Raw genomic sequence first — 12225 nt, 5'->3', positions numbered from 1 at the left:
TTTTTTTGATGGTGCCCCCACACAGACTCGAACTGCGGACCTACTGATTACAAATCAGTTGCTCTACCAACTGAGCTATAGGGGCTTAACCACGAACACCCCTTGAGTGGGGTAGGCGCAAATTAGTGGTCTTTGTTTTGAAAATCAAGCGAAAAAATCATCCTGGGGCCGGAAAAAGCATATTTCAGTACCGTGTGGGTCAATCTTCTTTGTTTTCCATATGGTTAGCCTTCCATCGCATGGCTTCGAGAATACGTTCTTCTGTGGGCATCTCGCGGTAGAAAAGGAATTCTTCCAGCGCATTGGGTCGAATTTTCCTGTATTTGGCCAGTTTGATGTAAAGGCGGGCCATGGCGTCCGGGTCCTGGGAAATTTCCAGCCCGACCAGATCCGCTTCATCCTCAATATATCGGTTCAGGGCGGCATCCAATGGTGTGATGAGAAGGGTGTAGCTACTGATCAAAAGAATCATCAAAGGCAGCCCGGCCAGGTCGCCAATATGATTAATACGCCATAGTGCCCCATAACGGGTGATGATCCAGGACAGGGACCAATTAAGAAAGAAGAAGCCGCCAAATATCATCACGGCCAGGCCGGCAAAAGCCAGATAGAGATGGTGGTGGGTGTAATGGGCGATCTCATGGGCGATCAGGGCGCGAATTTCCCGGTTGTCGGCATTCTGAAGAATGGTGTCTGACAGGGCGATGCGTGTGGTGCCAAACAGTCCGCTGATATGCCCGCTCATGCGGCTGGATTGTCTGGACCCGTCATAGATTAAAATTCTGTCAGTATCAAGACCCTGGGCCTTGGCCATGACAATCAGATCCTGTTTCAGCGGCCCCTCTTCCAGAGGGGAAAAGTCGTTGAACATAGGCTCGATCAGCACCGGGGACACAATCATGAAAAAAGCGAGCAACAGGCTGGCGATTGTGCCGCCCCACAGCCACCATACCCGGCGGGCCCTCTGAATGGCGGTATAGACCAGGGTCAGCAGCAGGGCGATGGCGAGAATATTTATCACTTCCATCAGCATGTGGCTGTTCAGCCATTGGAAGAAGGTCTGGTTGGACAGGCCATATTGGTGTTCGCGGGTATAGTCCTTGTAAACGAGGAAGGGGAAATAAAGCAGAAACGCGAGCGGTGTATATATAAGTATGTAAAAAGGTACCTGCAGCCACAGGCGGTCCGACAGTTGTGTCGCGAGATCCCGGATGTAGGATGAAATCAGGGTCAGAAGCAGAAAAAAACAGACGGCGGCGGCATACAGAAAGCCCCAGAACTTGAGCCAGTAACGTCCTTCATAATAGGCGTCGGAGGTTTCCGAGGCGTATATGTCGATCTGGGCCATCAGGGCCTCGGTCGCCTGCAGGGGGTCAAATGTCGCGGCTTCGGCCGGGCGCACAAATGTTCCCATCATAAGGATCAGGCCGGACAGGAGTATCAGGCTTGTCAAACGACGGGTTATTTGTGAAGGGGTTGTCATGGTGCGGTTTTTGTCTCCATTTGGGTCATGAGGCGGAAAAGGCATACAGGGCGATGGCGGCGGCATTGGACACATTGAGGCTCTCTACAGTGCGCTGAATCGGCAACTTGATCAGGGCGTCGCAATGGCTGACGGTGCCTTTGCGCAGGCCTTTGCCTTCGGCTCCCATCACCAGGGCGATATTCTGACCAAAGTCGGCATCGCGGATCGACAGATCGGCGGTGCCATCCATGCCCAGCCGCCAATAGCCCATGTCAGCGAGTTCATCGAGTGCCCGGCTGAGGTTCGTGACCCGCACCCAGGGCAGGACTTCCAGCGCCCCGGAGGAGGATTTGGCCAGAGTGCCGGATTCGGGCGGGGCGTTGCGGTCGGTGCTGATGATGGCGCGGGCGCCAAAGGCGGCGGCGGATCGGATAATGGCGCCAACGTTGTGAGGGTCGGTGATCTGGTCCAGGATCAGAACCAGGTGACTGCCGTCCTCGGTGATGGCGCAGCAGTCCTGAAGCGCGACAGCGGGCAGGGGGGCGGTTTGAAGGGCAATGCCCTGATGGACACATTCATCCGGCAATGGTTTCATCAATGCTTCGATGGGAACAATCTCGGGGCTAAGCTCCGGTCGGTCTTCCATAATGCTGTAAAGCTCTTCCTTATATTGTTCGGCGCTGCGCTTGGTGACGAACAGACGCTTGATCGGGCGGGCCGGATTCTGCAGGGCGGCCATCACGGGATGTTTGCCGAAAAGCCACAGGTCGGTGGCGTCATGAGACGCGGGGCGCTGGGGACGCCTTTCCGGGCGACTTTCAGAGGGGTGTTTGGCCGGGTTTCGCGCCGGATGAGGCGCCAAAGGGGCCGGTGATTTTTTCGGGGCTAATTCACGCCTTGATTCTTTCGAAGACTTCCGGGCGGAATTGTCGCGCTTCTGGCCGTGGCGCTGCGCTTTTTGATCTTTTTTACTCATGAATTAGCTATAAGCCACTCCCGCGCCAAGGGCAACTGCTTTCACTGGACAAAATATGGCTTCTTGCGACTTTTGTGCGCCTTTGGCGATGCTTTCCCGTGGCGGCAAGATTTTTTCTGAAATTTTCGTTTGACATGACCAAATAAATGTCCATATTGCGGCTTCACAGCCGTTACGTTTTTCGTGCGGTTTTGTCCATCCTTGGAGGGGTGGCCGAGTGGTTAAAGGCAGCAGACTGTAAATCTGCCCGCGTATGCGTACACAGGTTCGAATCCTGTCCCCTCCACCATTTCCCTGTTTGTGTTTTTCGGTGGGGTGATGTACAAGATGGAGATTGTGCGGGCGTAGCATAATGGTAATGCAGCAGCCTTCCAAGCTGAATACGAGGGTTCGATTCCCTTCGCCCGCTCCAAAATTTAAATGCGGTGGATGCGGCAAAAGCTCATTCACTGACTTGATGTGTTCAGGGCATGTAATTTGACCCTCATTATATTTTAGGTAGTGAAATAAAATGGCTAAAGAGAAGTTTGAACGTAATAAGCCGCATTGTAACATTGGTACAATCGGCCACGTTGACCATGGTAAAACAACCCTGACAGCGGCGATCACGAAAGTGCTGGCTGAAACTGGCGGCGCGACCTTTACTGAATTTGCAAATATCGACAAAGCTCCAGAAGAGCGTGAGCGCGGTATCACCATTTCGACGTCACACGTTGAGTATGAGACGGAAGCCCGTCACTATGCGCACGTTGACTGCCCAGGCCATGCTGACTATGTGAAAAACATGATCACCGGTGCGGCGCAGATGGACGGCGCGATCCTGGTGGTGAATGCGGCTGACGGTCCGATGCCACAGACCCGCGAGCACATCCTGCTGGCCCGTCAGGTTGGCGTGCCTGCTCTGGTTGTTTACCTGAACAAAGTTGACCAGGTTGATGATGAAGAGCTTCTGGAGCTGGTTGAGATGGAAATCCGCGAACTGTTGAGCGAATATGAATTCCCGGGAGACGATATTCCAATCGTTGCCGGTTCTGCTCTGGCAGCGCTTGAAGGCCGTGACGACAATATCGGTAAAGAATCCATCATCAAACTGATGGCTGCTGTTGATGAATATATTCCACAGCCTGACCGTGCGGTTGACGGCGCGTTCCTGATGCCGATTGAAGATGTATTCTCCATTTCCGGTCGTGGTACTGTTGTAACAGGCCGTATCGAACGCGGCATCATCAAGGTTGGTGAAGAAGTTGAAATCGTGGGCATCAAAGATACCACGAAGACAACGGTTACCGGCGTTGAAATGTTCCGTAAACTTCTGGACAGCGGTGAAGCCGGCGACAACATTGGCGCCCTGATCCGTGGTGTTGCCCGTGAAGAAGTTGAGCGTGGCCAGGTTCTGGCGCATGTCGGCACGATCACACCGCACACCAAGTTTAAAGGTGAAGCCTACATCCTGACGAAGGAAGAAGGCGGACGTCATACACCGTTCTTCACCAACTATCGTCCCCAGTTCTACTTCCGGACCACAGACGTGACCGGTGTTGTAACTCTGGACGAGGGTGTTGAGATGGTTATGCCTGGTGACAACGTCACTGTGAACGTCGAGCTGATTTGCCCGATCGCCATGGACGAAGGTCTGCGCTTTGCGATCCGCGAAGGCGGCCGTACTGTCGGCGCCGGCGTTGTTGCAAGCATCATTGAATAATTGATGAATTCTTACGTATGAGGGTAGGGCGGGTATTTTATCCGCCCTGTTTTCTTGGTAAGATTAAGAAAGATTATGATTAATTGTTGTAATTGGTCATTTTCACATTGAATAAGACGGTGCGCGTCTATATATAAAGCGTGCACTATGAAATGAAGGAGTGTAGCTCAGTTGGTAGAGCACCGGTCTCCAAAACCGGGTGTCGTGAGTTCGAGTCTCTCCACTCCTGCCATTTCATCCAAAAATCTGACTTGGAAAAGGCAAGACTTGATTGGCTTGCCTTTTATGGGTAGCGTAAGCTGGCAAGTATAAGATTTTGACGATTATAACGGATTTTTGAACATGGCGAAAACGAGCCCCGCAGAATTTGTCCGGCAGGTCCGGCAGGAAGTATCCAAAGTGTCCTGGCCGACGCGCAAGGAAACAATGATCACCACCGGTATGGTGTTCATTATGGCAACCGTCATGGCTTTGTTCTTCCTTGGTGTGGATCAAGCCCTGTCTTCCGTTATTCAACTCATTCTAGGATAAGAGATTATGGCCTCCCCCGCGCGCTGGTATATCGTCCAAGCTCACTCCGGTTTCGAGAAGAAGGTTGCTCAAAGCATCAAAGATCAGGCTGTTGTCCAGGACCTGGATGATTATGTTGATGAAGTTCTGGTGCCGGTTGAGGAAGTTACGGAAGTCAGAAAAGGCAAGAAAGTCACTTCTGAGCGTAAGTTCTTCCCGGGTTATGTTCTGGCCAAAATGGTTATGAATGACGTGACCTACCATCTGATCAAGAATACGCCGAAGGTTTCCGGCTTTTTGGGAGCGTCCGGCAAGCCGGCGCCGATCAGTCAGAAAGAAGTTGACCGGATCATGCAGCAAGTGCAGGAAGGTGTCGATCGTCCAAAATCCACGATCATTTATGAAGTGGGTGAAGAGGTTAAGGTTATTGACGGTCCGTTCGTCTCTTTCACAGGTATTGTGGATGAGGTTGACGAGGAGCGTGAGCGCCTCAAGGTTTCTGTTTCAATCTTTGGCCGGGCAACCCCGGTCGAGCTTGAATATGTTCAGGTGGAAAAGAACTAAAAATTTTTTCTGGTATTTGAGTTTTGGGGCTGCTATAAGCCGCCCTTACGGTGGTCAGGTGATTCTTTATCATCTGGCGGCCTTTTTGATATGGGCGATTTGCCCGTATAAGTGTGGGAGGTTAGCCATAACCGCACCACACCCCTAAACCGCAGGGATTGTCCTGCATTGAAGTTAAGAAAAAGGGTCTGTAATGGCGAAAAAAATTAGCGGCTACATTAATTTGCATGTGCCTGCCGGTGCTGCGAATCCTTCACCTCCGATTGGTCCAGCTTTGGGTCAGCGCGGCGTGAACATCATGGAATTCTGTAAAGCGTTTAACGCGAAAACCCAGGAAATGGAGAAAAATTCTCCGATTCCGACCAAGATCACGGTTTATGCGGACAAGAGCTTTACCTTTGAGATCAAGACATCCCCTGCGTCCTACATGCTGAAAAAAGCAGCGGGCCTGAAGGGTGCGTCTGCGACTCCGGGTCGGGAAACGATTGCGACTATTCCTGTGTCAAAAGTTCAGGAAATTGCCGAAGCCAAGATGGCTGACCTTAATGCGGTCAACATTGAAGGTGCGATCGAGATCATCAAAGGAACAGCGCGTTCCATGGGTATTAAGGTAGAAGGATAAGATAATGGCACGTGTTTCTAAACGTTATAAAGCCGTCCGTGAGGGTCTTGATCTGGACACGGAATATTCTCTGGAAGATGCGATCAAAGAAGCGAAAGCACGCTCCAAAGCAAAATTTGACGAGACAGTTGAGCTGTCCATGAACCTGGGTGTTGATCCCCGCCATGCTGACCAGATGGTTCGCGGCGTTGTGTCTTTGCCGAACGGTACAGGTAAGAATGTGCGTGTGGCTGTTTTTGCCCGTGGCGACAAGGCTGAAGAAGCCAAGGCTGCCGGTGCGGAACTGGTTGGCGCAGAAGACCTGATGGAAGCAATCCAGGGCGGCGAAATGAATTTCGATCGTTGTATTGCGACACCGGACATGATGGCTGTTGTTGGTCGTCTGGGTAAAGTGCTCGGCCCGCGTGGTCTGATGCCTAACCCGAAGCTCGGTACGGTTACGCCAAACGTTGCGGCGGCTGTTGAGGCGGCCAAAGGCGGCCAGGTTGAATATCGCGTTGAAAAAGCCGGTATTATTCACGTTGGTGTGGGTAAGGTGAGCTTTGACGAGGCGGCGCTGATTGAAAATGCCAAGGCATTGATTTCGGCTGTGGTCAAGGCGCGTCCGTCAGCGACCAAAGGGACGTATGTCAAGGGTGTTTCACTCTGTACGACAATGGGCCCCGGTCTGCGCGTAAGTGTTTCTTCTGCAACTGAATAAGCTGTAGAAAGGCTGTTCTCCGACAGGAGGGCGGCATCCAAGAATTCCGTTGGGTTTGCCTGACGGGAACAGGGCTTTCAGGGGGAACCTTGAAAGCTCGCCTGTCCAAAACTGCAGGTGTCCGGTGCATTGTCATCGGGTTTAAATGCCGAAAGTCGGCCTGCAATAGATGGGGTTGTGAATGTGGTTTATCCGGATTTGCAGTTTCCAGTTCGATCCTTCGGGATTGGGCGACAGGCATTCATGGTGCGGTCATATGAGGTGGCTGTGCTGAAACTCAACCGGTGAATGCGATTTTCGTATTTGCCATTTGATATCGGAGACGAGAATGGATCGTGCCCAAAAAAGGGAAATGGTTGCCTTCTTGAAGGATGTCTTCACTGACTCCGCTTCTGTTGTTGTCGTGCGCAACACAGGACTGGACGTGAGTGAGATGACATCTTTGCGTGCAGAAATGCGCGCAGCGGGTGCCAGCCTTAAAGTGGCTAAAAATCGGCTCGCTCGTCTTGCTCTCGAAGGTTCCGAGATTGAGTCTATTGGCGAATATCTTTCTGGTCCGACAGTCCTTGGTTATTCCGAGGATCCTGTTGCTGCTGCAAAGGTATTGGTCAAATTTGCCAAGAAAAACGAGAAACTCGAAGTTCTTGGTGGGGCTATGGGAACGACTGCTCTTGATCTTGCAGGTGTTAAGGCGTTGGCTGAATTGCCATCCCTTGATGAACTGCGGGGCAAGTTGGTTGGTCTTCTACAGGCTCCAGCTGGCAAGCTTGCAAGCGTTACGCAAGCTCCTGCCGGACAATTGGCTCGTGTATTTGGTGCCTACGGATCGCAGGGCGAAGCCGCTTAAGGTTACAAACAAGATATTAAATTTTTAGACTAAGGAATTATTACAATGGCTGATCTTGAAAAGATTGCTGAAGAACTGTCCGGCTTGACTGTAATGGAAGCCGCTGAACTTTCAAAAATGCTCGAAGAAAAATGGGGCGTTTCTGCTGCTGCTCCTGTTGCTGCTGCTGCTGCCCCTGGTGCTGCTGTAGAAGCTGCTGAAGTTAAAGATGACTTTGACGTTATCCTGACTTCTTTCGGCGACAAGAAAATCAACGTGATTAAAGAAGTCCGTGGCATCACTGGTCTTGGCCTCAAAGAAGCCAAAGAACTGGTTGAAGGTGCGCCTAAAGCAGTTAAAGAAGCTGCGCCTAAAGCTGAAGCTGAAGAAATCAAAGCTAAGCTTGAAGCCGTTGGTGCTACTGTTGAACTTAAGTAAGTTCGCAAAGGTTACGGGTGGTGCGCGTCGCAAATTGATGCGCACCATCTTTCCCGTTCCGGGAGAATTAAGATTATGCTTTTGATGGGTGCGGATATATAGTGCAGACAATTCGTGGTTTAAAAATTGAGTTGTTCAGATTATGGTAAATGACCGTTTTCAGATTTTTTTCTGAAGCGGTTTCTGGCGTATTGAGAGATGTTGTTCGTTTAGAGCACAAAAATTGTGGTTGTTTTTGGCGGAAAACCTAGGTTTTTAACAAAAATAACAGGGTCATATCAAGGCAAAGTGGCGAGGATAAAGCATGGCGACTTCCTATTCCAGTCGTAAAAAAGTTCGTAAAAATTTCGGTCGTATTGAAGAAGTGGCTGAAATGCCAAATCTGATTAAGGTTCAGAGAAGCTCTTATGATCAGTTTTTACAAACAGACATTCCGGCAGACGAACGTGTAAATGATGGTTTGCAGGGGGTGTTTAAATCTGTTTTTCCGGTTTCTGATTTCGCCGGTACGGCATCTTTGGAATTTGTTTCCTATGAGTTGGAAGCTCCGAAGTATGATACCGATGAGTGTCAGCAGCGGGATATGACTTATGCGGCGCCGTTGCGCGTCACGTTGCGTCTGATCGTTTTTGAAGTTGACGAAGAAACAGAAGCCCGTTCCGTTCTTGATATTAAAGAACAGGATGTTTACATGGGCGACCTGCCGATGATGACCGACCGCGGCACCTTCGTTGTGAACGGTACCGAGCGCGTTATCGTTTCCCAGATGCACCGTTCGCCTGGTGTGTTCTTTGATCATGACAAGGGCAAGACCCACGCGTCAGGTAAATTCCTGTTCGCCGCCCGTGTGATCCCTTACCGTGGTTCCTGGCTTGACTTTGAATTCGATGCCAAAGACACTGTCTTTGTCCGGATCGACCGTCGCCGGAAACTGCCTGTGACAACCCTGCTGTATGCCCTGGGCATGGACGCAGAAGAAATTCTCAACACCTTCTATGGTCGGGTGACGTACACCCAGAAGAAGGGCGGCTGGGCCGTGCCTTTTGATCACGAAGCCTGGCGCGGCGTCAAGCCGATCTTTGATCTGGTCAATGCGGCCAATGGCGAGATTGTTGCCGAAGCCGGAAAGAAAATTACACCGCGCACCGCCAACAAGCTGGCCAAAGACGGCCTGACCGAACTGCTGGTGCCGGATGAGGAGCTGTTGACCCGTTTTGCCGCAGAAGATGTTGTGAATGCCAAGACCGGCGAGATTTATATCGAGGCCGGTGAGGAAATTACAGAGGCGCATCTGGAGAAGCTGCTGGAAGCCGGCTACAAATCCATTGATACTCTCGACATCGATCATGTGAAGGTTGGTCCTCATATCCGCAACACCCTGATGGGTGACAAGGTGGAAAACTGGGAAATGGCCATGTCCGATATCTATCGGGTCATGCGTCCGGGCGAGCCGCCGACAAAAGAAACAGCCGAAGCGCTGTTCGACGGTCTGTTCTTTGATGAAGAACGTTATGACCTGAGCTCTGTGGGCCGGGTGAAAATGAACATGCGTCTTGATCTGGATGCTCCGGATGACCTGCGGGTCCTGCGCAAGGAAGACATTCTTGCGGTCCTGAGAAATCTGGTCGATCTGAAAGACGGCAAGGGCACTGTCGATGATATTGACCATCTGGGGAACCGTCGGGTGCGCTCGGTTGGTGAATTGATGGAAAACCAGTACCGCATCGGTCTGCTGCGTATGGAGCGGGCGATCCGCGAACGCATGAGCAGTATTGATATCGACACTGTGATGCCGCATGATCTGGTTAATGCCAAGCCTGCGGTTGCCGCGGTGCGCGAGTTCTTTGGGTCTTCCCAGCTCAGCCAGTTTATGGATCAGACGAACCCTCTGTCCGAAATTACCCATAAACGCCGCCTGTCGGCGCTTGGCCCTGGCGGCCTGACCCGGGAACGCGCCGGTTTTGAGGTGCGTGACGTGCATACCACCCATTATGGTCGTATCTGCCCGATTGAAACGCCTGAGGGACCGAATATTGGTCTGATCAACTCTTTGTCGATCTTTGCCAAAGTTAATAAATACGGCTTTATCGAAGCGCCTTATCGCAAGGTGGCGGACAGTAAAGTGACCGACGAGGTGGTTTATCTCTCCGCGATGGAAGAAGAGAAATACACCATTGCCCAGGCGAATACGGAATTGAATGCCGATGGCACTTTCGTCGAAGAGATCATTGACTGCCGTGAAGCCGGCGAGCATCATCTCATCAAGCCTGAAAATATTACCCTGATGGACGTTTCCCCGAAACAGGTTGTGTCTGTTGCGGCGGCGCTGATCCCGTTCCTCGAGAACGATGATGCGAACCGTGCGCTTATGGGTTCAAACATGCAACGGCAGGCCGTGCCGCTTCTGAAAGCGGAATCTCCATTTGTCGGAACCGGCATGGAGCGGGTGGTTGCCCGTGATTCCGGTGCTTCTATCGTGGCGGAACGCGCCGGTATCATCGACCAGGTCGATGCCCGCCGGATCGTGATCCGGGTGAGCGAGGAAGTCGAAGACGGTACTTCCGGCGTTGATATCTATACGCTGCAAAAGTTCCAGCGCTCGAACCAGAATACCTGCATCAACCAGCGTCCGCTGGTGAAAGTGGGTGATGTGGTTGAACGCGGTAACGTGCTGGCTGACGGTCCGTCCACCGATATGGGTGAACTGGCGCTGGGCCGGAACGTGCTCGTGGCCTTTATGCCATGGAACGGTTATAACTTCGAAGACAGTATCCTGATGTCAGAGCGGATTGTGAAAGACGACGTCTTTACCTCCGTTCATATTGAGGAACTGCAGGTCATGGCCCGCGATACGAAGCTGGGTCCTGAAGACATTACCCGCGATATTCCGAACGTCGGTGAAGAGGGTCTGAAGAACCTCGATGAAGCCGGTATCGTTTATATCGGCGCCGAAGTGCATCCGGGCGATATTCTGGTCGGTAAGATCACCCCGAAAGGCGAGAGCCCGATGACACCGGAAGAAAAACTTCTGCGCGCCATCTTCGGGGAAAAAGCGGCGGATGTTCGCGATACCTCCATGCGTCTGTCACCGGGTGTTTCCGGGACCGTTGTGGAAGTTCGTGTCTTCAACCGTCACGGTATCGACAAGGACGAACGTTCTGTCGCGATCGAGCGGGAAGAAATCGAACGTCTCAGCAAGGACCGGGAAGACGAACAGGCTATCCTGGACCGCAGCATCTATGTGCGCCTGCGTCCTCTGCTGCTCGGTAACGTGGTTGCCAAAGGTCCGAACGGCGTGACCAAAGGCGACACCATTACTGATGAGCTTCTTGACGATGTGTCCCGCGGTCTGTGGTGGCAGATTGCCGTTGATGATGAAGGGGTCATGGAAAAAATTGACAACCTGCATCAGAAATTCCAGGAAGACCGGGATCGTCTGCGGGCCCGTTTCGAAACCAAGATTGAGAAACTGCAGCGCGGCGACGAGCTTCTGCCGGGTGTTCTGAAAATGGTCAAGGTCTTTGTGGCGGTCAAGCGTAAGCTGCAGCCTGGGGATAAAATGGCGGGTCGTCACGGCAACAAGGGGGTCATCTCCCGCATTATGCCGCAGGAAGACATGCCATTCCTGGCCGACGGAACGCCTGTTGATATCGTGCTGAACCCGCTTGGGGTGCCGTCCCGTATGAACGTGGGTCAGATTCTGGAAACGCATCTCGGCTGGGCGTCTCGTGCGCTTGGGGTTCAGGTGTCCGGCATTCTGGACAATTTCAACTTTGAACAGATGCAAAAAGCCGACGCCCTGCGCGAAAAGCTGAAACGGGTCTATGACACCGAACAGTATGAGGAAGAAGTTGCTCCGCTGAATGATGAAGACCTGATCGAAATGTCCGGTAACCTGCGCAACGGTATTCCGATGGCGACACCGGTGTTTGACGGCGCGCATGAAGCTGACATTTGCGATATGCTGGAAGAAGCTGGTGTGGACCGTTCGGGCCAGGTCGATCTTTATGATGGTCGGACCGGCGAGAAATTTGACCGCAAGGTTACCGTTGGTTACATTTACATGCTGAAACTTCACCATCTGGTGGATGATAAAATCCATGCCCGGTCCATTGGGCCATACTCTCTGGTTACTCAGCAGCCGCTGGGTGGTAAAGCCCAGTTCGGGGGTCAGAGGTTCGGGGAGATGGAAGTGTGGGCGCTGCAGGCTTATGGCGCCGCCTATACACTACAGGAAATGTTGACCGTCAAGTCCGATGATGTAAGCGGCCGGACCAAGGTTTACGAAGCGATTGTACGCGGAGATGACAGCTTTGAAGCAGGCATCCCTGAATCCTTCAACGTGTTGGTCAAAGAGATGAAGTCTCTGTGTCTGAACGTTGAACTTATGAACACCGCAGACTAAACCGGATCTGAACAGGA

10 protein-coding genes and 4 tRNA genes are annotated in these 12225 nt (G+C 52.1%); 11 read left to right on the top strand and 3 right to left on the bottom strand.

Annotated features, from left to right (window positions below):
- Window positions 1-9: 9 nt before the first annotated feature.
- The 3 genes from FIV45_RS14615 to rlmB all read right to left on the bottom strand — a co-directional run bounded on the left by FIV45_RS14615 (window position 10) and on the right by rlmB (window position 2441).
- Window positions 10-85, bottom strand: a tRNA-Thr gene (locus FIV45_RS14615).
- A 114-nt stretch (window positions 86-199) separates the two neighbouring features.
- Window positions 200-1483, bottom strand: coding sequence for a M48 family metalloprotease (locus FIV45_RS14610; RefSeq protein ID WP_165776854.1), 1284 nt, complete (start codon window positions 1481-1483; stop codon window positions 200-202).
- A gap of 25 nt (window positions 1484-1508) precedes the next feature.
- A complete protein-coding gene (rlmB, locus tag FIV45_RS14605; RefSeq protein ID WP_099470872.1) occupies window positions 1509-2441 on the bottom strand; it encodes a 23S rRNA (guanosine(2251)-2'-O)-methyltransferase RlmB in 933 nt (310 codons plus the stop codon).
- A 203-nt stretch (window positions 2442-2644) separates the two neighbouring features.
- Between rlmB and FIV45_RS14600 the strand changes: the two genes are divergently transcribed.
- From FIV45_RS14600 to rpoB, 11 genes are all read left to right on the top strand, one after another.
- Window positions 2645-2730, top strand: a tRNA-Tyr gene (locus tag FIV45_RS14600).
- 49 nt (window positions 2731-2779) lie between these two features.
- A tRNA-Gly gene (locus FIV45_RS14595) sits at window positions 2780-2853 on the top strand.
- Window positions 2854-2952: 99 nt separating this feature from the next.
- Window positions 2953-4143 carry an elongation factor Tu gene (gene tuf, locus FIV45_RS14590; RefSeq protein WP_099470873.1) on the top strand — a complete coding sequence of 397 codons (1191 nt, stop codon included), beginning with the start codon at window positions 2953-2955 and terminating at the stop codon, window positions 4141-4143.
- A gap of 156 nt (window positions 4144-4299) precedes the next feature.
- A tRNA-Trp gene (locus FIV45_RS14585) sits at window positions 4300-4375 on the top strand.
- Between the two features lie 110 nt (window positions 4376-4485).
- Entirely contained in the window at window positions 4486-4674 is a 189-nt protein-coding gene (gene secE / locus FIV45_RS14580) for a preprotein translocase subunit SecE (protein WP_099471942.1), read from the top strand.
- Between the two features lie 6 nt (window positions 4675-4680).
- Window positions 4681-5217, top strand: coding sequence for a transcription termination/antitermination protein NusG (gene nusG / locus FIV45_RS14575; protein ID WP_099471943.1), 537 nt, complete (start codon window positions 4681-4683; stop codon window positions 5215-5217).
- Window positions 5218-5410: 193 nt separating this feature from the next.
- Window positions 5411-5839, top strand: coding sequence for a 50S ribosomal protein L11 (gene rplK, locus FIV45_RS14570; RefSeq protein WP_099471944.1), 429 nt, complete (start codon window positions 5411-5413; stop codon window positions 5837-5839).
- Window positions 5840-5843: 4 nt separating this feature from the next.
- Window positions 5844-6539 (top strand): 50S ribosomal protein L1, encoded by a 696-nt coding sequence (rplA, locus tag FIV45_RS14565; protein ID WP_099471945.1) that lies wholly within the window; start codon window positions 5844-5846, stop codon window positions 6537-6539.
- A gap of 328 nt (window positions 6540-6867) precedes the next feature.
- Window positions 6868-7386 carry a 50S ribosomal protein L10 gene (gene rplJ / locus FIV45_RS14560; protein ID WP_099471946.1) on the top strand — a complete coding sequence of 173 codons (519 nt, stop codon included), beginning with the start codon at window positions 6868-6870 and terminating at the stop codon, window positions 7384-7386.
- A 45-nt stretch (window positions 7387-7431) separates the two neighbouring features.
- A complete protein-coding gene (gene rplL / locus FIV45_RS14555) occupies window positions 7432-7803 on the top strand; it encodes a 50S ribosomal protein L7/L12 (protein ID WP_099471947.1) in 372 nt (123 codons plus the stop codon).
- 304 nt (window positions 7804-8107) lie between these two features.
- Window positions 8108-12208: a DNA-directed RNA polymerase subunit beta gene (gene rpoB, locus FIV45_RS14550; RefSeq protein ID WP_099471948.1), complete on the top strand. Its 4101-nt coding sequence runs from the start codon at window positions 8108-8110 to the stop codon at window positions 12206-12208.
- The last annotated feature ends 17 nt before the right edge of the window (window positions 12209-12225 follow it).

The organism is Paremcibacter congregatus, assembly GCF_006385135.1.
Lineage (GTDB): Bacteria > Pseudomonadota > Alphaproteobacteria > Sphingomonadales > Emcibacteraceae > Paremcibacter > Paremcibacter congregatus.
This window is presented reverse-complemented; position numbering and strand designations above follow the sequence as displayed.